General features: G+C 55.2%; 22 protein-coding genes. 15 read left to right on the plus strand and 7 right to left on the minus strand.

Annotated features, from left to right (window positions below; genetic code table 11):
* Positions 1-72 precede the first annotated feature (72 nt).
* Together ansA and pncA are read left to right on the plus strand one after the other, a co-directional pair.
* The gene (gene ansA, locus ACA373_RS05205; protein ID WP_253453753.1) at positions 73-1,092 is read left to right on the plus strand and encodes an asparaginase; all 1,020 of its coding nucleotides are present in this window, start codon (positions 73-75) and stop codon (positions 1,090-1,092) included.
* A gap of 7 nt (positions 1,093-1,099) precedes the next feature.
* On the plus strand, positions 1,100-1,708 hold the full coding sequence (gene pncA / locus ACA373_RS05210; RefSeq protein WP_253453750.1) for a bifunctional nicotinamidase/pyrazinamidase: 609 nt from the start codon (positions 1,100-1,102) through the stop codon (positions 1,706-1,708).
* Positions 1,709-1,831: 123 nt separating this feature from the next.
* Here pncA and ACA373_RS05215 read toward each other — a convergent pair whose 3' ends face one another.
* Together ACA373_RS05215 and msrB are read right to left on the minus strand one after the other, a co-directional pair.
* Entirely contained in the window at positions 1,832-2,107 is a 276-nt protein-coding gene (locus ACA373_RS05215; protein WP_253453748.1) for a YeaC family protein, read from the minus strand.
* Positions 2,108-2,112: 5 nt separating this feature from the next.
* The gene (msrB, locus tag ACA373_RS05220; RefSeq protein ID WP_125287764.1) at positions 2,113-2,517 is read right to left on the minus strand and encodes a peptide-methionine (R)-S-oxide reductase MsrB; all 405 of its coding nucleotides are present in this window, start codon (positions 2,515-2,517) and stop codon (positions 2,113-2,115) included.
* A gap of 335 nt (positions 2,518-2,852) precedes the next feature.
* On the opposite strand from msrB, the gene gapA reads away from it, so the two are divergent.
* A complete protein-coding gene (gene gapA, locus ACA373_RS05225) occupies positions 2,853-3,848 on the plus strand; it encodes a glyceraldehyde-3-phosphate dehydrogenase (protein WP_199746355.1) in 996 nt (331 codons plus the stop codon).
* 67 nt (positions 3,849-3,915) lie between these two features.
* Complete coding sequence (locus tag ACA373_RS05230) at positions 3,916-4,794, plus strand: D-hexose-6-phosphate mutarotase (protein WP_370734102.1); 879 nt, start codon at positions 3,916-3,918, stop codon at positions 4,792-4,794.
* Positions 4,795-4,827: 33 nt separating this feature from the next.
* Here ACA373_RS05230 and ACA373_RS05235 read toward each other — a convergent pair whose 3' ends face one another.
* Together ACA373_RS05235 and ACA373_RS05240 are read right to left on the minus strand one after the other, a co-directional pair.
* Positions 4,828-5,676 (minus strand): aldo/keto reductase, encoded by an 849-nt coding sequence (locus ACA373_RS05235; protein WP_370734452.1) that lies wholly within the window; start codon positions 5,674-5,676, stop codon positions 4,828-4,830.
* 77 nt (positions 5,677-5,753) lie between these two features.
* Entirely contained in the window at positions 5,754-6,503 is a 750-nt protein-coding gene (locus ACA373_RS05240) for a MipA/OmpV family protein (RefSeq protein WP_370734103.1), read from the minus strand.
* 47 nt (positions 6,504-6,550) lie between these two features.
* Between ACA373_RS05240 and ACA373_RS05245 the strand changes: the two genes are divergently transcribed.
* The 7 genes from ACA373_RS05245 (at position 6,551) to ACA373_RS05275 (ending at position 15,993) form a co-directional block, all read left to right on the plus strand.
* Positions 6,551-6,763, plus strand: a complete 213-nt coding sequence (locus ACA373_RS05245) for a hypothetical protein (protein ID WP_253453740.1) — start codon at positions 6,551-6,553, stop codon at positions 6,761-6,763.
* Positions 6,764-6,934: 171 nt separating this feature from the next.
* On the plus strand, positions 6,935-8,869 hold the full coding sequence (gene yeaG / locus ACA373_RS05250; RefSeq protein ID WP_125287770.1) for a protein kinase YeaG: 1,935 nt from the start codon (positions 6,935-6,937) through the stop codon (positions 8,867-8,869).
* 70 nt (positions 8,870-8,939) lie between these two features.
* A complete protein-coding gene (locus ACA373_RS05255) occupies positions 8,940-10,214 on the plus strand; it encodes a YeaH/YhbH family protein (RefSeq protein ID WP_370734104.1) in 1,275 nt (424 codons plus the stop codon).
* 599 nt (positions 10,215-10,813) lie between these two features.
* Positions 10,814-12,541, plus strand: a complete 1,728-nt coding sequence (locus ACA373_RS05260) for a potassium/proton antiporter (RefSeq protein WP_253453737.1) — start codon at positions 10,814-10,816, stop codon at positions 12,539-12,541.
* Between the two features lie 67 nt (positions 12,542-12,608).
* Positions 12,609-12,842 carry a DUF1480 family protein gene (locus ACA373_RS05265; protein WP_253453735.1) on the plus strand — a complete coding sequence of 78 codons (234 nt, stop codon included), beginning with the start codon at positions 12,609-12,611 and terminating at the stop codon, positions 12,840-12,842.
* A gap of 386 nt (positions 12,843-13,228) precedes the next feature.
* Positions 13,229-14,695: an undecaprenyl-phosphate galactose phosphotransferase WbaP gene (wbaP, locus tag ACA373_RS05270; RefSeq protein ID WP_253453732.1), complete on the plus strand. Its 1,467-nt coding sequence runs from the start codon at positions 13,229-13,231 to the stop codon at positions 14,693-14,695.
* A gap of 107 nt (positions 14,696-14,802) precedes the next feature.
* On the plus strand, positions 14,803-15,993 hold the full coding sequence (locus ACA373_RS05275) for a multidrug effflux MFS transporter (protein WP_301252775.1): 1,191 nt from the start codon (positions 14,803-14,805) through the stop codon (positions 15,991-15,993).
* 2 nt (positions 15,994-15,995) lie between these two features.
* Here the strand turns inward: ACA373_RS05275 and dadX are convergent, their stop codons facing one another.
* Together dadX and ACA373_RS05285 are read right to left on the minus strand one after the other, a co-directional pair.
* On the minus strand, positions 15,996-17,066 hold the full coding sequence (gene dadX / locus ACA373_RS05280) for a catabolic alanine racemase DadX (protein ID WP_301252776.1): 1,071 nt from the start codon (positions 17,064-17,066) through the stop codon (positions 15,996-15,998).
* A 24-nt stretch (positions 17,067-17,090) separates the two neighbouring features.
* Positions 17,091-18,386, minus strand: coding sequence for a D-amino acid dehydrogenase (locus ACA373_RS05285; protein WP_253453724.1), 1,296 nt, complete (start codon positions 18,384-18,386; stop codon positions 17,091-17,093).
* A gap of 524 nt (positions 18,387-18,910) precedes the next feature.
* On the opposite strand from ACA373_RS05285, the gene ACA373_RS05290 reads away from it, so the two are divergent.
* Positions 18,911-20,446, plus strand: coding sequence for a SpoVR family protein (locus tag ACA373_RS05290; protein ID WP_253453721.1), 1,536 nt, complete (start codon positions 18,911-18,913; stop codon positions 20,444-20,446).
* A gap of 65 nt (positions 20,447-20,511) precedes the next feature.
* On the opposite strand, the gene fadR is transcribed toward ACA373_RS05290, so the two are convergent.
* On the minus strand, positions 20,512-21,228 hold the full coding sequence (gene fadR / locus ACA373_RS05295) for a fatty acid metabolism transcriptional regulator FadR (protein WP_253453719.1): 717 nt from the start codon (positions 21,226-21,228) through the stop codon (positions 20,512-20,514).
* Between the two features lie 302 nt (positions 21,229-21,530).
* Between fadR and dsbB the strand changes: the two genes are divergently transcribed.
* The 3 genes from dsbB (at position 21,531) to ACA373_RS05310 (ending at position 24,900) form a co-directional block, all read left to right on the plus strand.
* Positions 21,531-22,061, plus strand: a complete 531-nt coding sequence (gene dsbB, locus ACA373_RS05300; RefSeq protein WP_253453716.1) for a disulfide bond formation protein DsbB — start codon at positions 21,531-21,533, stop codon at positions 22,059-22,061.
* A gap of 130 nt (positions 22,062-22,191) precedes the next feature.
* On the plus strand, positions 22,192-22,362 hold the full coding sequence (locus ACA373_RS05305; RefSeq protein WP_253453713.1) for a hypothetical protein: 171 nt from the start codon (positions 22,192-22,194) through the stop codon (positions 22,360-22,362).
* 303 nt (positions 22,363-22,665) lie between these two features.
* Positions 22,666-24,900: a hypothetical protein gene (locus tag ACA373_RS05310; protein WP_301252779.1), complete on the plus strand. Its 2,235-nt coding sequence runs from the start codon at positions 22,666-22,668 to the stop codon at positions 24,898-24,900.
* Positions 24,901-24,974 lie beyond the last annotated feature (74 nt).

Consider the following 24,974-nt stretch of genomic DNA (forward strand, 5'->3'; position numbering starts at 1 on the left):
AGCCCGCTGGTCGGGCTGCTTTTCCCGGTTTTTCCCCTTATACTGCCCTCTTTTTCAAGCCTGAGTAATCACATGCAAAAAAAATCCATCTATGTAGCCTATACCGGCGGCACCATCGGGATGCAGCGTTCCGAGCATGGCTATGTGCCCGTTTCTGGTCATCTGCAAAATCAGCTGGCGAAGATGCCGGAATTCCATCGTGCCGAAATGCCGGATTTTACTATTCACGAGTACCAGCCGCTGATCGACTCTTCCGATATGACGCCGCAGGACTGGCAAACGATTGCGGATGATATTCAGGCTAATTATGACAACTACGACGGTTTCGTGATCCTGCACGGCACCGATACCATGGCGTTTACCGCCTCCGCGCTCTCTTTTATGCTGGAAAACCTAGCCAAGCCGGTAATTGTGACAGGGTCACAGATCCCGCTGGCGGAACTGCGTTCCGACGGTCAGCAAAACCTGCTTAATTCGCTGTTTGTCGCGGCTAACTATCCTATTAATGAAGTCGCCCTTTTCTTCAATAATCAGCTTTATCGCGGTAACCGCACTACTAAAGCCCATGCCGACGGCTTTAACGCTTTTGCCTCGCCTAACCTGGCGCCCCTGCTGGAAGCGGGTATCCATATTCGTCGTCTAAACACGCCTCCGGCTCCTGGCGGCCAGGGACCGCTCATTGTGCGCTCGATTACGCCTCAGCCTGTCGGCGTTGTCACGATCTATCCGGGAATTTCTGCTGACGTGGTGAGCAACTTCCTGCGCCAGCCGGTAAAAGCGCTGATCCTGCGCTCCTATGGGGTTGGCAATGCGCCGCAGAATCCGGCTTTCCTGAAAGAGCTGCAAGAAGCTTCCGATCGCGGCATTGTCGTGGTGAACCTGACGCAATGTATGTCCGGCAAGGTAAACATGGGCGGCTATGCGACGGGGAACGCGCTGGCGCTGGCGGGCGTGGTAAGCGGCTACGATATGACCGTGGAGGCAACGCTGACCAAGCTGCACTTCCTGCTCAGCCAGAACCTTTCCAGCGATGAAGTTCGCCAGCAAATGCAGGTGAATTTGCGCGGTGAGCTGACTCCTGACGAAAAGTGAGATAAGCATGAACCAGGCCCTGATCCTGATCGATCTGCAAAATGATTTTTGCCCCGGCGGCGCGCTGGCCGTGAAGGACGGCGACAGCACACTCGCCGTCGCTAACCAATATGCGGCAGAATTTCATCGGCTTCAGCGGCCGGTGGTGGCAACGCTGGACTGGCATCCGGCTAACCACGGCAGCTTTGCGTCAGTGTCGGGGCAATCGGTGGGCACGCTGGGCGAACTGGACGGCCTACCGCAAATAGGGTGGCCGGATCATTGCGTGCAGCATAGCGCAGGCGCAGAGCTGCACCCTGAGCTGGATCGGCGCTATCTGACCACACAGATTTATAAAGGCGAGCAGCCGCTTATCGACAGCTATAGCGCATTTTTCGATAACGGCCACCGCAACAAAACAAGGCTGGATAGCTGGCTGAAAAGTCGGGGCGTCACCAGCCTGACGATGATGGGCCTGGCGACGGACTACTGTGTAAAATACAGCGTGCTGGACGCGCTGGCGCTCGGTTATCAGGTTCAGGTCGTCGCCGCAGGCTGTCGGGGCGTAAACCTGTCACCGCAGGACAGTGAAATCGCGCTGGCAGAAATGGCGGCTAAAGGCGCAGTCATTATTTAAACCGCGCCGCAGACGCTGCCTCGTTCGGCGTCGCATCCATGCAGCTTTTAGTTACCAGGCTAAGAGGGCCTGCTCGCCCGGTTATCAATACGTAGCCGAGCTTTATCACGATATCAAACGATGTTAGTGCAGCCTGATAGGCGTGATGTCGTCATCGATGCCAAATTCCTCTTTCAGCTGTTTCTTGCTTTTGGTCACCATCTCGCCGCCCTTGCCCACGCTCATATGCTGCGGCTCGTCGTTGTGACGCGCCTGCCATAGCATCACCAGCTGCAGGCTATTCTCTTTCTGCTCCGGTGTCAGGGCCACGCCGTCGGCCCATTTACCGGTTTCTACCGCCGTAGCCAGGCGCTGATAAACCTCGGGCGTCATGGCAGCAATGATCTCATCCAGCTCCATAACGTCTATCCTTTAATCTGAGTGCCATCTTCATCGGTGAAACTTAATGAAGCGGAGTTGACGCAGTAGCGCTCGCCTGTCGGCTGAGGGCCGTCGGGAAAAACGTGCCCCAGATGGGCATCGCAGGTACCGCAACGGATCTCGATTCGCTGCATCCCGTGCGAGTCATCTTCCAGATAGCGGATGGCGTCATCGCTGTAGGGCTGATAAAAACTCGGCCAGCCGCAGCCGGAATCATACTTGGTGCCGGACAGAAACAGCGGCGAGTTGCAAACGAGGCAGTGATAAATCCCTTCGTGCTTGTTATGCAGCAGCTTGCCGGAGTACGGCGGCTCTGTCCCGCGCTGCTGAGTGACGTAGCGCTGCATTTCGTTTAGATCGGTTTCAGGTTTCAGTGGGCGTTCGGCCATATCAGGTATCTCTGGCAAAGTGGTCTGAAGATTTCTACATTCTAACAAATGCATAACAACGTCAGGGGATTTTTCATGCTCAGGCGGAGTCTGAAAGTAAGCAGGCAATGAAATTGTGACCTGGATCACCCTTTAAAATCCCGACCCCTTTATATTCGGGCCGAATGCCCCAAACTAAAGGTAAGACGCTCGTCGCGGAAGGCGTTTTCAGGCGATTATTCCTGCTCCAGGGTTTGATTTGTCGCAACTATTGAAGCGATTCCGCTTGACGCCTGATAAGGTTTTTGTAATTTTACAGCCAACCTTTTATTCACTAACAACAGCTGGTGGAATATATGACTATCAAAGTAGGTATCAACGGTTTTGGCCGCATCGGTCGCATCGTTTTCCGTGCTGCTCAGCAGCGTTCTGACGTAGAAATCGTTGCAATCAACGATCTGCTGGACGCCGAGTACATGGCTTACATGCTGAAGTATGACTCTACTCACGGTCGTTTCGACGGCACCGTAGAAGTTAAAGATGGCCATCTGGTTGTTAACGGCAAAACCATCCGTGTTACCGCTGAAAGAGATCCAGCTAACCTGAAGTGGGACGAAGTCGGTGTTGACGTGGTTGCCGAAGCAACAGGTATCTTCCTGACCGACGAAACCGCTCGTAAACACATCCAGGCTGGCGCGAAGAAAGTTGTTCTGACCGGTCCTTCCAAAGATGACACCCCAATGTTCGTTATGGGTGTTAACCACAAGGCGTATGCTGGCCAGGAAATCGTGTCTAACGCATCCTGCACCACCAACTGCCTGGCACCGCTGGCAAAAGTTATCAACGACAAGTTCGGCATCGTTGAAGCGCTGATGACCACCGTTCACGCTACCACCGCTACCCAGAAAACCGTTGACGGCCCGTCTCACAAAGACTGGCGCGGCGGCCGTGGCGCATCTCAGAACATCATCCCATCTTCTACCGGCGCAGCTAAAGCGGTAGGTAAAGTGATCCCTGAGCTGAACGGCAAACTGACCGGTATGGCTTTCCGCGTACCTACTCCTAACGTTTCCGTGGTTGACCTGACCGCGCGTCTGGCTAAGCCTGCTTCTTACAAAGAAATTTGTGAAGCTATCAAGGCAGCGGCTGAAGGCGAGCTGAAAGGCATCCTGGGCTATACCGAAGACGAAGTGGTTTCTACCGATTTCAACGGCGAAACCCTGACTTCCGTATTCGATGCTAAAGCCGGTATCGCACTGAGCGACACCTTTGTTAAGCTGGTTTCCTGGTACGATAACGAAACCGGTTACTCTAACAAGGTTCTGGATCTGATCGCACATATCGCAAAATAATCGCGATTAGCTGATTCTGAGGGCGACTGCGGTCGCCCTTTTTTTTCGCTGAATAACAGGAGCTCCGATGAACGAAAAACTTTTTTCGCTGCCCGTAGCCGACCAAATCACGCCCTATATTTCACTGCGCTTAATGGGCGAGCTGCCCGTAGTAGTTATCGCGCATCCGAAGGTGCGCGCGGCGGTGACGCTGCAGGGCGCGCAGCTGGTTGCCTGGCAGCCCAGCGGCGAGAAACCGGTTATCTGGCTGAGTGAGAAAACGGCGTGGACGTCCGGCAAAGCCATTCGCGGCGGCGTGCCCGTCTGCTGGCCATGGTTTGGCCCGGCCGGCGAACCGGCGCACGGCTTTGCCCGCTCGCTGCCCTGGACGCTGTCGGCGCACGACGAGAACGAAGAAAGCGTGATGCTGACGCTGACGCTGGAAAGCAGCGAGCAGACGAAAAAATTCTGGCCGCACGATTTTATGCTGTTTGCCCGTTTCCGCTTCAGCGATCGCTGTGAAATTGAGCTGGAAGCGCACGGCGACTTTGAGGCCACCGGTGCCCTGCACACTTACTTTGCCGTTGAGGATATCGCGGGCGTAGAGGTGAGTGGCCTGGGTCAGCCTTATATCGATAAGGTAAAAGAGAATGCTGAAGGCCGTGCCGAAAACGGCAGGCAAACCTATCCTGACCGCGTCGATCGCATATTTACCCAGCCGGAAGATTGCAGCACTATCCACGATACGGCGGGTAACAGGCTCATAGAGGTTTATCATCACTATCATAGTGACGTTGTCACCTGGAATCCCGGCCCGGCGCTTTCGTGCAGCATGAGCGATATGGCAAACGAAGGCTATAAAAGCATGGTATGCGTGGAAACGGCTCACGTGACGCAGCCCATGGTCAGCGCGGGCGAGTCTCCGGCCCGGCTGGCAACCACGATTAAAGTGCGTAAACGCGCTTAGTGAAGACGGCGGGCCCAATGCCCGCCTGCGGTTCTACACCACGTCCAGCGGCATTTTGCGATTGGGCGGCGGGAAAGCTTCGTTGATTAACGCCAGCTCCTCATTGCTTAACACAACTTCCAGCGCGGCGGCGTTTTCAGCCACGTGCTGCAGCGAACTGGCTTTAGGGATCGCCATCACGCCTTCTTTGCGAATAACCCAGGCCAGCAGCAGCTGCGCCGTCGTAATGCCCTTTTGTTGTGCAATATTGTTCAGAACAGGATGGGTCAGCAAATCGTGCCGCAGTCGGCCAGCCTGCGCCAAAGGGCAATAGGCCATTACCGGGATCGCATGCTGCTGGCAGTCCGGCAATAAATCATACTCAATGCCGCGCGAAGCCAGATGGTAAAGCACCTGATTAGCCGCGCAGGCGTTGCCCCCCTTTTCGGCCAGCAGTTCTTTTAAGTCGCTACTGTCAAAATTTGACACGCCCCAGCGTCGAATTTTGCCTGCCTGCTGTAGCTTTTCCATCGCCGTGATGGTTTCTTCCAGCGGAACAGTGCCGCGCCAGTGGAGAAGATAAAGATCGAGATAGTCAGTTTGCAGACGACGTAAGCTGCGTTCGCAGGCTTCTACGGCATCCACTACGCCCGCGTTCCACGGATAAACTTTTGAAACCAGCCAGGCGCTGTCGCGACGGCCGCGCAGCGCTTCGCCTACCACCTCTTCCGCGCCGCCGTCCGCATACATTTCAGCGGTATCAATCAGCTTCAGCCCGTGCTCAAGGCCGGCCTGCAATGCCGCGACTTCCTGGCCTCGCTTGCTGCTTTCCTCGCCCATATACCAGGTTCCCTGGCCGATAGCCGGTACGCTCTGGTCGGAGAAAGTTACGGTTTTGGTCATCATGCCCTCCTGCACTGTTTCAGATCGCCATCATGATGCAAAAGGGCGCTGAGCGCCCTTTTATGATGCAGCCTTAATTAAAAGGTGTAGCTGATGCCGGTCCAGACGCTGACCTGAGAATCTTTGTCCACCATCGGGCTGTCTTTGACCTCGTCGCTCAGGCGCGTATAGCGACCGGCAACCGTGGCGTTCCAGCTCTGATTAATCGACCAGGCAGCCGTCAGCTCCAGGTAAGGGTTCCAGCTGTCGTCGGCCTCGTAGCTGCGCAATCCGCTACGGCGCGATTCATTCTTAGAAACGCCATAATAGTAATCGTTCTGGTTTTCGCTGCTGTAGAGCGCGCCGATGCCCGGCGTCAGGCTGAAATCGCCGAAGTGGAAGCTGTAGAGATAAGTCAGATCCCAGATATAGCCGTCGCTGTTATCCAGCATATCGCCAGCCAGCACCGTCCTGATCGTACCCCAGTCAGCCGTATGGCGATAAGCCAGGCCGCCCATCAGCGTCATATGACGCTTATCCAGCGCTTTCAGCTGTTTATTGTCGGTATCATCGGGATCGAAGTTCTGCGGCGAGCCCAACACCGTCAGCGACAGCTGATCCTGTGAATCTTTCCAGAGGTAGTAGCCCGCCGTCAGGCTGCGCACATAAAAGCTGTCGCCTTCATAGTTAATGACCGGTACCGGGTAATAACGATCGTCACCACCTTTGTAAGGGCTTTGGCTGTAAATCACCGAGGCGCCAAGCGTTAACGGATTAGCATGAGCTACGCCAGCGGTAAAACAAACGGGTAAAAGCACGGCAAGCGCGCTAAGTTTGAAATAGTTCACAATTAATTCATTCCATAAATATAACAATCAGCAGAGTGAGTTTATCAGTGTTACATCATTTGTTTAAAATTTTAAAGATTCTGCCGCACGCAGAATCAACTTTAACGCTGCCAGCGCCTGAAGATACCAGGCGTGCTTATTTACAAAATCCCGCCAGCCCGCATCAGGCAAGGGGCAGCGCTAAGATCAATTCTGACTTTGTTATTGAAATTGCATCAGAAATGCGAGGAGGTTCAGGAAATTTCCTGAATGCCAACTAAGCTTTAATCAAAGACGCTAAGTTTGAAGAGCAGAGTAACCATCTTTGTTGTGTATCCCGATTAGAAGTCAGGTTGGCATAAGGGTTGCTGTACTCATTATAAGTTCCTTCAGGGGCTTTCCCTCATTAGGCTCCTGGTACCTGTGCTAAAAACGAAAGGACGGGCATCGCTATGAATATATTCGATCACTATCGTCAGCGTTATGAAGCTGCCAAGGACGAAGAGTTCACACTGCAGGAATTTCTTACCGTTTGCCGGCAAGATCGTAGTGCATACGCCAACGCGGCAGAAAGGCTATTAATGGCTATTGGTGAGCCAATAATGGTCGATACTGCTCAGGAGCCACGCCTTTCCCGACTGTTTTCCAATCGCGTCATTGCACGCTATCCCGCCTTTGAGGAGTTTTACGGCATGGAGGAAGCGATTGAGCAAATCGTTTCTTATCTGAAGCATGCCGCGCAGGGGCTGGAAGAGAAGAAACAGATCCTCTATCTGCTGGGCCCGGTGGGCGGCGGTAAATCTTCGCTTGCCGAGCGTCTGAAATCTTTGATGCAGCGCGTACCCATTTACGTGCTCAGCGCCGACGGCGAACGTAGCCCGGTCAACGATCATCCGCTGTGCCTGTTTAACCCGCAGGAAGACGCCAATATCCTTGAAAAAGAGTACGGCGTGCCGCGGCGTTACCTCGGCACCATTATGTCGCCCTGGGCGGCCAAACGGCTGCATGAGTTTGGCGGCGATATCTCCCGCTTTAAAGTTGTAAAAGTCTGGCCGTCGATTCTGGAACAGCTCGCTATTGCCAAAACCGAACCGGGCGATGAAAACAACCAGGATATTTCCGCGCTGGTAGGTAAAGTAGATATCCGCAAACTGGAGAACCACGCACAGAACGATCCGGACGCCTATGGTTACTCTGGCGCGCTGTGCCGAGCTAACCAGGGGATTATGGAATTCGTAGAGATGTTTAAAGCGCCAATCAAGGTGCTGCATCCTTTACTGACGGCGACCCAGGAAGGTAACTATAACGGTACCGAAGGGATTTCCGCCCTGCCTTTCAACGGCATCATTCTGGCGCACTCCAACGAATCAGAATGGGTGACCTTCCGTAATAACAAAAACAACGAGGCGTTTCTTGACCGTGTTTATATCGTCAAGGTGCCTTACTGCCTGCGCGTGTCGGAAGAGATCAAGATCTACGACAAGCTGCTTGACCACAGTGAGCTGACGCACGCGCCATGCGCGCCCGGCACGCTGGAAACGCTGGCGCGCTTCTCCATTCTTTCTCGCCTGAAAGAGCCGGAAAACTCCAGCACCTACTCGAAAATGCGCGTCTATGACGGCGAAAGCCTGAAAGATACCGATCCAAAAGCTAAATCCTACCAGGAATACCGTGATTACGCCGGGGTCGATGAAGGGATGAACGGTTTATCCACCCGCTTCGCCTTTAAAATCCTGTCCCGCGTGTTTAACTTCGATCATACCGAAGTTGCCGCCAACCCGGTGCATCTGTTCTACGTGCTGGAGCAGCAGATTGAACGCGAACAGTTCCCGCAGGATTTAGCCGAAAAATACCTTGAGCACCTGAAAGGCTATCTGATCCCGAAATATGCCGAGTTTATTGGCAAAGAGATCCAGACCGCCTACCTGGAATCTTATTCAGAGTACGGTCAGAATATCTTTGACCGCTACGTAACCTATGCCGATTTCTGGATCCAGGATCAGGAATACCGCGACCCGGATACCGGCCAGCTGTTCGACCGTGAATCGCTGAATGCGGAGCTGGAAAAAATCGAGAAGCCTGCCGGGATCAGCAATCCGAAAGACTTCCGTAACGAAATCGTCAACTTTGTGCTGCGTGCCCGTGCCCACAACAGCGGGCGTAATCCAAACTGGACCAGCTATGAAAAACTGCGCACGGTAATCGAGAAGAAAATGTTCTCGAATACCGAGGAACTGCTGCCGGTTATTTCGTTCAATGCCAAAACGTCCACGGATGAACAGAAAAAACATGATGATTTCGTCGACCGTATGATGGAAAAAGGCTATACCCGCAAGCAGGTTCGTCTGCTGTGCGAATGGTATCTGCGCGTGAGAAAATCATCCTAAACCCGACTTCATAAATGCATTCCCGTGGGTCAGCAAACCTGGCCCAACGGCAACGTTGTTTGGGGGAATTATGGCCTATTTTATCGATCGGCGTCTTAACGGTAAAAACAAAAGCGCGGTGAACCGTCAGCGCTTTTTACGCCGCTATAAGTCGCAAATCAAACAGTCGATCTCCGAGGCCATTAATAAGCGTTCGGTAACCGACATTGAGAGCGGCGAGTCAGTTTCTATCCCCGTTGATGATATCAACGAACCGGTATTTCATCAGGGCCGTGGCGGCCAGCGCCATCGCGTGCATCCCGGCAATGACCATTTTGTGCAAAACGATCGTGTTGAACGCCCTCAGGGAGGCGGCGGCGGCGGTAGCGGACAGGGCAATGCCAGTAAGGATGGCGAGGGCAAAGATGAATTCGTCTTTAATATCTCTAAAGATGAGTATCTGGATCTGTTATTTGAAGATCTGGCCCTGCCGAACCTGAAAAAGAATCAGCATCGTCAGCTGAACGAGTACAAGGTGCATCGCGCCGGCTTCACCTCTAACGGCGTGCCGGCAAATATCAGCGTGGTGCGTTCGCTTCAGAACTCGCTGGCGCGGCGTACGGCCATGACCGCCGGGAAGCGGCGAATGCTGGGCGAGCTGGAGGCCGCGCTGGAAGCCGTGCAGAAAGCCGAACCGGCCCAGCTGCTGGAAGAAGAACGCCTGCGCCAGGAGATTGCCGACCTGCGCGCCCGTATTAAACGCGTGCCCTTTATCGATACCTTTGACCTGCGCTATAAAAACTTTGAGAAGCGTCCCGAACCGTCCAGCCAGGCCGTGATGTTCTGCCTGATGGACGTTTCCGGCTCCATGGATCAGGCCACCAAAGATATGGCTAAACGCTTTTATATTCTGCTCTATCTGTTCCTGAGCAGAACCTATAAAAACGTTGAGGTGGTCTATATTCGCCACCATACGCAGGCGAAAGAAGTGGACGAGCAGGAGTTCTTCTACTCGCAGGAAACGGGGGGCACTATTGTTTCCAGCGCCCTGAAGCTGATGGATGAAGTGGTGAAAGAGCGTTACGATCCGGCGCAGTGGAATATTTATGCTGCTCAGGCTTCCGATGGCGATAACTGGGCGGACGATTCACCGCTCTGTCATGAAATCCTGGCTAAGCATATTTTGCCGGTAGTGCGTTATTACAGCTACATCGAAATTACCCGCCGCGCCCATCAGACGCTGTGGCGCGAGTACGAGCATTTACAGGCGATGTTCGACAACTTTGCTATCCAACATATTCGTGAGCCGGAAGATATTTATCCGGTATTCCGTGAGCTTTTCCACAAGCAGGCGGAAAACGCCTGAAAGTAGTGATAAATCAGTCAGCATTTCGGGCTGGCTGATTTTCTTACCCGCTTAGCAACATTCAGCGCTGCCTGAAGCCGCCTTTCAACCCCGGGCTATTTACAGCTTTGGCAAAATGACGTGCCGGGCCGGGCAACGTACTTATGCCTGGGTCAGGCAGCAGCCTTCTGAAAAAACCTTGCTCCTGAAGAGTGCATTGCGTTTCGCTTTCGATGCTTAAGCGTTTATACCCTTCCCTTAGCCTTCGCTGCCGTCAGGCCAGGCTTACGCTAAAAACGACGTCCGATGCAACGCTTACCGCTGCTGATTATGCAGTAAATACCTCTTCTTTCTCCCGTTTCGCTCCCATCCTTCCCGCCAGTCCCTCTCAAGCTAACGACATTAATCGTATTCTGATGTCAAAAGCACAGGCTATTTGTTACTATTATTCCCGCGATCGTTCCAGAATTTCTAAATTATCATACACTTGTTAGCTGCAGCAGCAGAAAACACGCCAAAACAGCCGTGGCGAAACAAAATTGCCCCTATTCCCATATTCAGGGTATGCTTACGCCTCGCCATCGACGCAGTTTTTTTATCAGATACAGGAGATTGCCCCATTGGAAGCCAGTGCTATCTATAGTCTGTTTATCATCGGTTCAGTGCTGGTGGCGGCAAGCATCTTGCTCAGTTCCTTCTCTTCAAAGCTCGGCATCCCTATTCTGGTTATTTTCCTCGCGCTGGGCATGTTGGCCGGCGTGGACGGCATTGGCGGCATCGCTTTTGATAATTATCCTGCCGCTTACCTTATCAGTAACCTGGCGCTGGCGGTGATCCTGCTGGATGGCGGAATGCGCACCCAGGCCAGCTCGTTCAAAGTCGCGCTGGGCCCGGCGCTCTCGCTGTCGACCATCGGCGTGCTGATTACGGCCGGGCTGACCGGCATGGCGGCCGCCTGGCTGTTTAACCTGAGCATGATTGAGGGCTTCCTGGTCGGGGCGATTATCGGTTCGACCGACGCGGCGGCCGTATTTTCGCTGCTCGGCGGTAAAGGGCTGAATGAACGCGTCAGCGCCACGCTGGAAATGGAATCCGGCAGCAACGATCCTATGGCGGTGTTCCTGACCATTACGCTGATCGAAATGCTGGAACAGGGTCAGACCGGCCTGAGCTGGATGTTTATCGTGCATCTTATTCAGCAGTTTGGTTTGGGTATCGTGTTGGGCCTGGGCGGCGGCTGGGGGCTGTTGCAGCTGATTAATCGCGTCTCGCTGCCCAGCGGGCTTTATCCGCTGCTGGCCGTCAGCGGCGGCATTCTGGTGTTTGCGCTGACCACCGTGCTGGAAGGCAGCGGCATTCTGGCGGTCTATCTTTGCGGCTTCTGGCTGGGCAATAACCCAATCCGCAACCGGCACGGCATTCTGCAAACCTTTGACGGCATGGCCTGGCTGAGCCAGATCGGTATGTTCCTGGTGCTGGGGCTGCTGGTGAATCCTACCGATCTCTGGAATATCGCCTTACCGGCCATGCTGCTGTCGCTGTGGCTGATCCTGTTTGCCCGTCCGCTCTCCGTTTTTGTCGGCCTGCTGCCGTTTCGTGGGTTTACCACGCGTGAGCGCTTCTTTATCAGCTGGGTTGGTCTGCGCGGTGCGGTGCCTATTATCCTGGCGGTTTTCCCGATGATGGCCGGACTGCCGCATGCCTCGCTGTTCTTTAACATCGCATTCTTTGTGGTGCTGGTTTCGCTGATGGTACAGGGAACCTCTCTCGGCTATGCTGCCCGCAAAGCCAGGGTGATCGTGCCGCCTACCGCCTCGCCTGTTTCCCGCGTGGGCCTGGATATCCACCCTGAGAATCCCTGGGAGCAGTTTGTCTACCAGCTGGGCGCTGATAAATGGTGTATCGGCGCCGCGCTACGCGAGCTGAAAATGCCGCGCGAGACGCGTATCGCCGCGCTTTTCCGCGATAATCTGCTGCTGCATCCAACCGGCAATACCCGTCTGCGCGAAGGCGACGTGCTGTGCGTGATTGGCCGCGAAAAGGATCTGCCGGAACTGGGCAAACTGTTCAGCCAGTCGCCGCCCGTTTCGCTCGATCAGCGCTTCTTTGGCGACTTTATTCTTCAGGCCGATGCTCGCCTGCATGACGTTTCAGAAATTTACGGCATCGAGCTGGATGAAGAGATGAATATGCAGCAGACGCTCGGGCATCTGGTCGCCAGCATGATCGGCGGCGCGCCGGTGGTCGGCGATCAGGTGGAATGGAAAAACATGATTTGGACCGTGGCGGAAAAGCAGGATAACGAAATAGTGAAAATCGGCGTGCGGATGGCGGAAGAGCGAGAATAATCCTGGGGCCGACTGGCAAATAACGACTACGCTTAAAGTTCGTGTCTAATCCGGAAGGGAGAAAATCATGGGTCATGTCGTAAAGATTGGTCGCTATGAAATTATCGACGCAGAGCTGGATGCGCAAAATGTCGATACGGTCATTATTCCCTGCAAGACCAACCCGGCGCTGAGCTATCAGCTCGACGGGTGGGATAATGAGACCAGCGTGCCCGCCTGGATTGATGGCGAACCTGTCGATCTGGCTATCGGTCACTACGATACCGAGCAGGATCAGTGGGTACTGAAAAAGCCAGCCTGAATCTGAACCAAAGCCGCTTATCTTGCCGCCGCGTTATTTCGCGGCGGTGAGCTATAATAATGTCTTATATTTGTTATACGCCTGTCATAAATTATCTTTTGCAATTTAATTTCCCGCTTCGTTTACTTTCCATTTCCTTTCAAAAAGCATTTTTCCCATTTTAGGAATTACCCGTATTAACTAACTCTCTGCTCTCCTGCATACTCTGTCACTGCTTCATGATGAAACAACGCCGACGTGTTTCATTTATTTAATCTCCTGAAACATACGGCCGTTAACTATTTAATACGCTGAAATTAAAACACTTAATTTCAGTATGATAACCCCTGAACGCGTGCTTGATCCTCGTCAGGTCAGCAATCCCTTATGAAAAGAGAGCAGGCATTATGGCAAGTACTCTGGTACTGAATGACCGTCGCCGCGCATTTAGCGGCACCCGGAAAAACATTATCGCCAAGCTGGCATTAAGTCTTAGCGACTTAATCTCCATTAACCTGGCGCTGTTTTTATCCACGGCAACCGTACGAGGTATTTGGGGGAACCTGGATATATTTCTTCCCCCGCAGGAAGTGCAAATACGCTTTACCGCCCAGTTTGTGATGTCCGTGGTCTGTACGGCCTGGTTCTGGATGCGGCTTCGTCACTATACCTACCGCAAGCCTTTCTGGTTTGAGCTGAAAGAGATCATTAAAACCCTGGTGATTTTCTCCCTGCTCGACCTGGCGCTGATTGCGTTTTCAAAATGGGATTTCTCCCGTCTGCTGTGGAGCTTCACCTGGATCTATGCGCTGGTCCTGGTGCCGCTGCTGCGCTCCAGCGTCAAGCACGCCATTCTGAAAGCGGGACAGTGGCAGAAGCAAACTATCATCATCGGCTCCGGTAAAAACGCCCGCGAAGCCTATGCGGCGCTGCAAAGCGAAGAGATCCTGGGCTATGAGGTAAAAGCTTTTGTCGCCTCTAACGGCCATACCGGCGCGGAAAGCCTGAACGGCGTGCCGGTTATTACCGCGAAGGACATCGTCTGGGACACGGTCGATCTGGAAAACACCCAGTTTATCGTTGCCATGGAGTACGAGCAGCAGGCGATGCGCGATAAGTGGCTCAAGCTGCTGTCGAAAAAGAAATGCCGCAGCGTTTCGGTCGTCCCGACGCTGCGCGGTGTGCCGCTCTACGGCACCGATATGTCTTTTATCTTCAGTCATGAAGTGATGATCCTGCGCGTCAGCAATAACCTGGCCAAACGCTCTTCACGCTTCCTGAAGCGCGTGTTCGACGTGGTGGTCGCCTCGCTGCTGCTGCTGTTCCTGGCCCCGGCTTTCGGCCTGATCTGCTGGCTGGTGGGCCGGGACGGCGGTAACAAAATTTACGGTCACGAACGCGTCGGTCAGGACGGCAAGAAGTTTAAATGCCTGAAGTTCCGCTCAATGGTCACCAACTCGAAAGAGGTGCTGGAAGAGCTGCTGGCAACCAGCGCCGAAGCGCGCGCCGAATGGGATAAAGACTTCAAGCTGAAAAACGATCCGCGCGTAACCAAAATCGGTGCTTTCCTGCGTAAAACCAGCCTGGACGAGCTGCCGCAGCTGTGGAACGTGATCCGTGGCGAGATGAGCCTGGTCGGGCCGCGTCCGGTGATTGAAGCGGAGCTGGAGCGCTACGCGGGCGACGTTGACTATTATCTGATGGCGAAACCGGGGATGACCGGCCTGTGGCAGGTTAGCGGCCGTAACGATATCGACTACGATACCCGCGTCTATTTCGACTCCTGGTATGTGAAAAACTGGGCGCTGTGGACGGATATCGCCATCCTGTTTAAAACGGCTGGCGTGGTGCTGCGTCGCGACGGCGCTTACTGAGTTCCGGGGCGGCTGCTGCGGCACCGCCCCATAAGTTTTCCTTTTCTTTTCTCCCCGTTATCACTACTCTGTGCGGCTTGCTTTTTTTACTGGACGCCGCCGCCTCGATGCAAAAATTCACCTTACTTCTTCTCAGCCTGGTTCTGTTAGCACCGCTTGGCATCGATCTTTATTTGCCTACGCTGCCCGATATCGCGCTTGGGCTGAATACGCCGGTCAGCACCGTGCAAACGACTATTCCTCTGTTTCTGCTGGTGATGGGCCTGGGGCAGATTGTCGCCGGCCCGCTGGTGGATAACCTGGGCAGAAAGCCCGTGGCGCTGGCCGGGCTGCTGCTGTATATCGTTGGCAGCGTGCTGGCCGCCACCGCTTCCGGCTGGCCGCAGTTCCTCTGCGCGCGCGTGGTGCAGGGCTGCGCCGTTTGCTGTACTGCCGTGGTCGCCTTCAGCGGCGTGCGCGACAGGCTTGACGGCGACGATGCCGCCCGCGCCTATGGCTTTCTGAACGGTGCGCTGAATATCGTGCCCGCGCTGGCGCCAATGCTGGGCGGCTTTCTTGCCGAGGCCTTTGGCTGGCGCGCGCCCTTCTGGTTTTTAACCGCCTATGCGGTCGTCATCGGTCTGCTGGTGATTTTCTTTTTACCGGAGACCCGCCCGGCAGGCACGCTGGCCGTAAAAGGCATTCCGCTACGTCAGTACTGGCAGATCCTGCGTCAGCCTCGCTTCCTGGCTTTCGCCTTTGCCAACGCGGGCGCGCTGGGGATGGTATTAACTTACGTCTCGCTGGCGCCGCAGGTGCTGATGACCGAGGGCCAGCTCTCTGCGCTGCAGTTCTCCATCGCCTTTGGCGCCAACGGCTTCTGGATCATGCTGGTCAGCGTGCTGGTGAATAAGATGATCCGCAAGGTGGGTCGCCCGATTTGTCTGGCGACGGGCAGCGTGGCGATGACGCTGGGCGCGGTGATGCTGTTGGGCGGCGTGCTGCTGTTACCGCTGGCATGGCAGCATCACTGGGCGCTCTATATGCTGCCGGTGGCGGTATCCGTCGCCGGGCTGGCTTTTACCGTCGGCCCGGCCACCAGCTACGCGCTGGAGCCCTATCAGAAACAGGCGGGCGTCGCTTCCGCGCTGGCGGGCTTTATCCAGATGGCCGGCGGCGCGTCGGGTGGGCTGTTGGCGATGGCGCTGCCGCTGGCGGAAAAATCCGCGCTGGCGCTGATGATGGTGGTGGGCGCGATACTGACGGGAACGGCCTGGTACTACAGTAAAAAAGTGCGCGGCACGCTGACCGCGCTTTAACCTTAAACGACGTTTACCGGTACGCGAGGCGCGAGCGCGCACATCAGCTCATAGCCTACCGTACCGGCCGCTTTTGCCACCTCGTCGATTTTGATGTTGTTACCCCACAGCTCCACCTGAGTACCGATGCCCGCCTGCTGGCAGGGCGTCAAATCCACCGTGATCATATCCATGGAAACCGCGCCGACAATCTGCGTTCTGACGCCATCAACCCAAACCGGCGTGCCGGTTGGCGCATGGCGCGGATAGCCGTCGGCATAGCCGCAGGCAACGATGCCGATACGCTGCTCGTCGCTGGCGCGGTAGCGTGCGCCATACCCTACGCCATCGCCGCGCCTGAGCGACTGGACGCCGATGATTTCACCGTTCAGCGTCATGGCCGGCCGTAGCCCGCTGCTGGCGACATCCTGCCAGTCGCCGCTTGGCGAAGCGCCATAGAGGATAATGCCCGGACGCACCCAGTCGTAATGGGTGTGGCTGTGCCACAGCGTCGCCGCCGAATTCGCCAGCGAGCGCGGGCAGTTCAGCCCTTCCGCCGCCTGATTGATGCGCGCCATCGGCGCCGTCACGCCTTCATTGCTTTCCGCTTCGGCAAAATGCGCCATCAGCGTGATCTCGCCAACGTTCGGCAGCGTTTTAAGCTTGTGCCACACCTGCTGTACCAGCGCGGGCTGAAAGCCAAGACGGTTCATGCCGCTGTTCATTTTCAGGTAAATATCCAGCGGCGCGGAAAGCTTCGCCTTCGCCAGCGCCTGGATCTGCCAGTTGCTGTGCACGCTGGTGGTCAGCCGGTAGCGATCCAGAATCGGCAGCTCGTCCGCATGGAAAAAACCTTCCAGCAGCAGGATGGGCTTATTCCAGCCGCTTTCGCGCAGCAGAATAGCCTCTTCAAGATTCAGCAGCGCAAAACCGTCGGTCTCTGACAGGCTTTGCCAGACGCGAGCGATACCGTGTCCGTAGGCGTTGGCTTTTACCACCGACCAGACGTGGGAGCGAGGAGCAGCCTGGCGGGCGACGGCCAGGTTATGCCGCAACGCGCTGGTGTCGATAGTTGCGACAATAGGACGAGACATAACTTCTCCTGTTATAAGCGGAAACTAGCGCGCGCCGTGCAGTATTGGGCCTGTAGTGGGCAGAAATCCCGGCAGATAGCGCATAACCGATAAATCGTCAGCGGCAATCGCCGGAGCGCGTCCTGAGATAATATCAGAAAGCAGCTGTCCGGAGCCGCAGGCCATGGTCCAACCGAGCGTTCCGTGACCGGTATTCAGATAAAGATTTTTAAACGGCGTGCGGCCGACAATCGGCGTGCCGTCCGGGGTCATCGGACGCAGCCCGGTCCAGAACGTCGCCTGGGCGAGATCGCCGCCCTGCGGATAGAGATCCCGCACCACCATCTCCAGCGTTTCGCGTCTGGCGGGCAGCAGTTTGGTATTGAAGCCGACGATCTCCGCCATGCCGCCCACGCGGATCCGGTTATCAAAACGCGTAATCGCCACTTTATAGGTTTCGTCCAGCACCGTGGAAACGGGCGCTGCCTCCGGATTGGTAATCGGGATAGTCAGCGAATAGCCTTTCAGCGGATAAACAGGGATAGCGATAATGTCGCGGAGCAGCGAAGTGGAATAAGAGCCGAACGCCACTACGTACGCGTCCGCCGTCACGATCTCAGCGCCGCATTTCACGCCAACAATCTGGTTATGCTCCTGCAGCAGCGCGTCGACGGGCGTATTAAAGCGGAAAGTCACGCCTGCCGCCTTCGCCATCTCCGCCAGCCGACGAGTAAACAGCTGACAGTCGCCGGTTTCGTCGTTAGGCAGGCGCAGACCGCCGGTCAGCAGATGCCTGGTCGTCGCCAGCGCGGGTTCCGCTTCGGCCAGCTGGCTGGCTTCCAGCAGTTCATAGGGCACGCCCGCTTCTTTTAATACCGCAATATCCTTGGTGGCGCTTTCAAACTGCTGCGCGGTGCGGAAAAGCTGCAGCGTTCCACCCTGGCGTCCCTCATAGGCAATACCCGTCTCATGGCGCAGTGCCTTCATGCAGTCGCGGCTGTACTCGGCGATGCGCACCATGCGGCTTTTATTTTCCTGATAGTGGCGCATATCGCAGTTACGCAGCATTTGCCACATCCAGGCCAGCTGGAAACGGCTGCCGTCCGGGCGGATAGCCAGCGGCGCATGACGCTGAAACATCCATTTTATCGCCTTCAGCGGCACGCCGGGCGCCGCCCACGGTGCCGCATAGCCGGGCGAAATTTGTCCCGCGTTGCCCGCGCTGGTTTCCAGCGCCACGTCGGGCTGACGGTCGATAACCGTCACCTCATGCCCGCTTTGGGCCAGATACCAGGCGCTGGCCACGCCCACCACGCCACTTCCCAGAATGACAACTCGCATCGCTACTCCACCGCCGATTTCTTAAAGATGAATACACTGGATACAGGCGGCCGCTGCGGTGAAAAAAGCTGCGGGATGACAGCGGACGCCCTGTAAAAATATTGCCCTTCTTTTTTACCCTGGGCGGGAATAAAAACAAGATGCCGATGATAAATCGGAGTTTAATATTGCAATAGTTGCGACGGCAGCAGCAAATAATCATGAAGGCGCTATTTATTCCTTTCCGCAGCAGAATATGATTACGCCATATTTTCCGCTTATATACAGGATATTATCCTGTCCGGATTATTATTTTTTGCGCTTTGCCTGACGTTAAAATGATTTTCCGGCTTCCGCTCTATTTTCTGCCGAAGATTTCCATTGTATTCCCCTGAGCGATCGGAGAGAGTGAACTATCATTGAGTTACTGGCTTCAATTCCAGGCCTGTTCCGATGGCGGCAGCGTCATGGCAGGTCGTAATGAAAACGGATGTTTGTCGCTACTGATGTAACGTCGAAAACCGGTTTTAAAAAAGGGGTGCGCTATGACGACTATCTTTGATGAGTCCATTACGAACAGCCAACGACTCAGCGACGGTCCCGACTGGACGTTCGATCTACTGGACGTCTACCTTGCAGAAATTGACCGCGTCGCCAAACTCTATCGCCTTGATACCTATCCGCATCAAATCGAAGTCATCACTTCTGAACAGATGATGGACGCTTATTCCAGCGTCGGGATGCCCATCAACTACGCGCACTGGTCATTCGGTAAAAAATTTATCGAAACCGAACAGCGCTATAAGCACGGTCAGCAGGGCCTGGCTTATGAAATCGTCATTAACTCCAATCCGTGTATCGCCTATCTGATGGAGGAAAATACCATCACTATGCAGGCGCTGGTGATGGCGCACGCCTGCTATGGCCATAACTCCTTTTTTAAAAATAACTACCTGTTCCGCAGCTGGACGGATGCCAGCTCTATCGTTGACTACCTGATTTTCGCCCGTAACTATATCAGCGAGTGTGAAGAGCGCTACGGCGTGGAGGAAGTCGAACGGCTGCTGGATTCCTGCCATGCGCTGATGAACTATGGCGTCGATCGCTACAAGCGCCCGCAAAAGATCTCCTTGCAGGAGGAGAAGGCCCGTCAGCGCAGCCGCGAAGAGTATCTGCAAAGCCAGGTGAACATGCTGTGGCGCACGCTGCCGCGTCGCGAAGCGGAGGCGACCCATACCGAAGCAGCACGCTATCCCAACGAGCCGCAGGAAAACCTGCTCTATTTTATGGAAAAAAACGCGCCTCTGCTGGAGTCGTGGCAGCGAGAAATCCTGCGTATCGTGCGTAAAGTCAGCCAGTATTTTTATCCGCAGAAGCAGACGCAGGTGATGAACGAGGGCTGGGCGACCTTCTGGCACTACACCATCCTTAATCATCTGTATGACGAGGGCAAAGTCAGCGAGCGCTTTATGCTGGAGTTTCTGCACAGCCATACCAACGTGGTTTATCAGCCGCCCTATAACAGCCAGTGGTATAACGGTATTAACCCTTACGCGCTGGGCTTCGCCATGTTTCAGGATATCAAGCGCATCTGTCAGGAGCCGACGGAAGAAGATCGTTACTGGTTCCCGGATATTGCCGGTTCAGACTGGCTGGAAACGCTGCACTTCGCGATGCGCGAGTTCAAGGACGAGAGCTTTATCAGCCAGTTCCTGTCGCCCAAAATCATGCGGGATTTCCGCCTGTTTACGGTGATGGATGACGATCGCAATAACTTCCTGGAAATTGCCGCTATCCATGACGAGGCGGGCTATCGGGCGATCCGTCAGCAGCTTTCCGCGCAGTATAATTTAAGCAACCTGGAGCCTAATATTCAGGTTTATGATGTCGATCTGCGCGGCGATCGCTCATTAACGCTGCGCTACGTGCCGCATAGCCGCGCGCCGCTGGATAAGAGCCGCCGCGAAGTGTTGAAGCACGTGCATCGCCTGTGGGGCTTTGATGTCCATCTGGAGCAGCAAAATGACGACGGCAGCACGGAAATCCTCGACCGCTGTCCGCCCCGCCCCACTTCCCTGTAATAACCTGAAAAGCCGGTGCTGAAGACCGGCTTTTTTACGGCTTATCCAGAGATTTTACAGGAATACTAACGACGTATGCCGGATTCAGCGGGCATGGTGTTTTGCATGCCGTGCCAGATTTCACCGCTGCGATGGCCGTAATCGCGCACCGTTTCCACAATCTTGTCCAGCTGCTGGGCCTGACAAATCGTCAGCAGCTGCTGATAGAATTCACGCGCCACGCGACGCGCTTCCGGATTTGAAAAATAGTGACGGCCTACGCGGGTGTACAGCCCTTTCAGCCCGTTAAGGATCAGGCCGTAGATAGGATTACCGGAGGCAAAAGCCAGCCCGCGAAAGATATTGTAATCCAGCTCGGTATAGGCTTCCGCCTTGTCTTCTACCTGCTGCGCGGTGACCAGAACCGCCTCAGCTTTATCCGGATGAATACGGATAGCGCGGCGAATAAATACGGAGGAAATATCGGTGCGAACCGAAAGCAGGCTGTCGATAAGCTGCGGCACGCTGTCATGATCGAGACGCGCCAGCGTTTCAAGGATGCTTAAGCCCGAGGTTTCCCAGAAATTATTTACCCGGGTCGGCTTGCCGTGTTGAATGGTCAGCCAGCCGTCGCGCGCCAGGCGCTGCAGCACCTCACGCAGCGTGGTGCGGGTCACGCCGATCAGCTCTGACAGCTCGCGCTCAGCAGGCAGAATTGACCCCGGCGGGAAGCGGCTGTTCCAGATACTTTCGATAATATATTCTTCAGCGAAGCCCGCAGGGCTCTGGGCCTTAATAACCATAGCGTATTGTTTCCGTTGCGTTCAGGGCTGCAAAAATTCGGCTCATCATACCAGATGGCTTAGCCGTCACCTAGACTGACGAAAGCGTAAAACGCTGCCGAAATCGCATTTCTCCTGAAATTAAGCCCTTGATTTACGTTATTAAGCCGTGGCCGCTTTCAGCGCGCCGTCGAAGCGATACATTTTTTTACACAGCGGCTAAGCCGCGCCGTATTTAGCAGCGTAAATTTACCGCATAGTGGCTGGCACGGCAGCCCTTTTGGTTTACACTGCCGGTTCAACGCTTATTACAGGGATTGATTATGTTGCACTATTTTAATAGCCGTTCTCGTGGTCGCGGCGCCTGGTTGCTGATGGCGCTGACGGCTTTTGCTCTGGAGATGGTTGCGCTCTATTTCCAGCACGTGATGCTGCTAAAGCCCTGCGTGATGTGTATTTACGAACGCTGCGCCCTGTTCGGTATTCTTGGCGCTGCGCTGGTGGGCGCTATTGCCCCCAAAACGCCGTTGCGCTGGGTGGCGATCCTGATTTGGATCTATAGCGCCGTGGAAGGCGTGCGTCTGGCATGGGAGCATACGATGATCCAGCTGCATCCGAATCCTTTTACCACCTGTGATTTCGCCGCCCGCTTCCCGCAGTGGCTGCCTCTTGATAAGTGGCTGCCGTCGGTATTCGTTGCGACGGGCGACTGTGCGGAAAATCAGTGGTCGCTGTTTTCGCTGGGTATGCCGCAGTGGATGACGATTATCTTTGCCGCCTACCTCGTTGTCGCCCTGCTGGTGCTGCTTGCGCAGTTTTTCACGCCGAAAAAACGCGATCTTTTTTCCCGCTAAACGCACTCCTCCTCCCGGTCGTGCCCGTTGTCTGCGGGCGGCCGGGCTTTGCCTTTTCCCGCAGGCCGCGTTGTCAGCCCTTAACAAGGCGGCTACGCTTTAGGCATACTTCGATGCGAAAAGGGAAACTATGAAAAACATTGCGTTAGCCCTCTCCTTTGCTTTTTCCGTTACGCTACTCTCCGGCTGCGCCCACTGGGGCGCCAATGATACGCACAGCCCGCCGCCGGCGCCGCCGAGTGGACAGCAGCCTCCGGGCGCACCGGGCGGCAGCGGCCCTGTCGGTCAGCCTCAGTCCTGAACCCGCCTCCCCTGAAGTCACGCGCTCAGGGGATTTTTTTGTCTTTCTCCCTCCGGCACCTTAAAGCCAGGCCGGGTTCAGAACGTCATTTCACCGTTTACCTCCCCTTTTTTAACCTGCTTAAAACATAAGAAATATTGTTAAGTTAATATCACGCCGCTTATTAAATCGTAACGAGTTAATCGCGTAAATATATGAAATAAATAATAAAAAACACTATTGCCAATTCTTCACCAAAGGAATACAGTGCAGTTACTGTATAAACATACAGTTAAAAACTCACTAACAAAGGATGGAAACATTATGGCTGATACACTGATTTTTAATGAAGTTGCTTCATTCGCCGCGCTGCGTGCTCGCAAACCTGCCGCTGAAGGCGAACGCGTTTTCCTGAGCTCCTGGAATGCCCGCGCTGCCGGCGACCGCTCTGTCACCTTCGGCGAAGGTTGGTTTACCGGTTATCTGGTCGCGGCGGCGGACGACGGCGGCTTTATCGCCAGCAACGGCGGCGCGTACCACTGGCGTCGCGACAGCGATATTGAAGCGTTAACCGTTCATGACTTCGGCGCCGTACCGGGCGGCAAGGTTGACTGCGCGCCTGCCGTTAAGGCGATGTATGAATTTATGACCGGCAGCTTCGCCCGCGGCTTTACCGACGGCCTTTCCAGCAAAGTCGGTATCCGTTTCGGCACGGGCACCTACCTGGTTAAGCCGCTCGACTTGCGCACCTATGGCGACAAAATCCCGGCCAACCATTCGGAACTGCCTTATAACCCAAGCGGCTACTTCGCCGCCGGCGATTTCGTGATGCGCGGCGTGACCACCAGCTTCGGCAAGCAGATCGGCACGCGTATTATCTCTGACAAATCCGCTTCGGCCGTGCTGGCGCTGAACCACCGCTACTTTTCCATCTACGGCATTGAGTGGGAAGGCCAGCAAACGGTGAAGCAGGACGAAAAAACCAATATGCTGATTGGCGCAACGGTGGGCGTGTTTAACGATACCGCCTCCAATAAACAGCCGTTTATCACTAACGAATGCGTGGGCGGCACCTTTGCCAACGTCTCCTACTTTAAAGCCAGCAATACCGGTGAAGCGGCGATTTACTACCTCGACAGTCTTGACAGTAAATTCACCCAGATTTACTGCAGCCGCGTGGCGGGCCCGGTGATTAAGGTAGGCTGGAGCAACCGTCCGTCCGGCGCCTGGGATCACTCCACGGCGATTGAGCTTACGGAATTTAACTTCCAGTACTGCTACGCGCCAGCTATTTGGATCCCTCGTCATGGTCAGGGCCTGATCCGTAACGGCTGGATCGAACACAGCGCCGTTCCGATGGATATCAACAACGGCCAGTGGCTGATTGAAGCGCTGAGCATTGAGTCCTCTACCTACGATGCCGTGTTCTTTAATTCACGCGTTATTATGTCGCAATGGTCAAATCCGACCGGCGTGGAGTACGACCGCACTTCTGCGCCAGGCAGCGCAACCTGGTTCAGCTATCCGAAAAACCCGGACGGCAGCGATATTGTCGCCAGACTCTCCGGGTATGAAATGGGCATGTCGCTGTTTCAAAACAGCGGCACCTATCTGGACCATCCGCTGCGCGCGCAGTGGCTGAGCGGCGTGCTGCGCGGCACCATTGACAGCAGCCAGCGCTGGTTGAATATCGGTACGTTTCGGATGCCGAAAACCGGCAGCCACTGGAAAATTGAGGTGGACTGCCGCAGTACCTACGGCGGCATCGGTGGCGACACCGCCATGCCGATCCAGAACGACCGTGCAGCCGGTACGCTGCATATCCACGTAGCGCGTGGCGCGGGCTCGGTTCCGGCAGTAAGCTACTGGATGGAAGGCACGCCGGGTATTAGCGAAGTGCAGTATATCCCTCAGGATTTTAACGATATCCTGCCGGGCCTGTGGGTCAAGCTGCCTGATACCATTGCCGAATATGGCGTGCACGTTCGCGGCACTGGTGAAATGCGCGAAGATAACGGCAGCTGGGCAAGGTTTACGCCAAGCGGCGTGACGCAGAGCGCAGCGCCGGAAGGCGGCGTGGCGGCGCAGGCGCGGATGTCGATGAACAACGGCCTGGCCGGTTTTGGCGCACAGGATGATGTTGCCGGGATCAGTACTCGCTCCCAGGCCTCGACTACCGTGCCGGTTGAGCAATCTAAACCGCGGCAGTGGATGCGCATTAACATCAACGGAATTGAATACGCGATGCCTTATTACGCCTTTACGCCGCAGATTGACACCCAGCCGGCAGCCACGGTTTCCGTCGCGGCGGGCGGCACGTTAAATCTGACCGTTGCGGCTAAGGATGCCGCAACCTGGCAGTGGCAGAAGTCGACCAACGGCACTACCTGGACGAATATCGCCAATGCGAAAAGCGCCACCTGGAGCAAAGCAGCCGTGACTACCGCCGATGCCGGCCAGTATCGCTGCGTGATCAAGGGACAGGTCGGTGCCGTGGACGCCACCGTGACCACCAACCAGGTAACCACGAACGTCTCAGTGGTCACCGTCACCGCTTAATGCAGTACGGGGTGGCGACGCTTTGCGTCCCGCCCCCAGGCTACAGGCCGCATCGGAAACGATCTGCTCAGAAC

Origin of the sequence: Erwinia sp. STN24 (assembly GCF_041320675.1) — a bacterium.
Classification (GTDB): Bacteria; Pseudomonadota; Gammaproteobacteria; order Enterobacterales; family Enterobacteriaceae; genus Erwinia; species Erwinia aeris.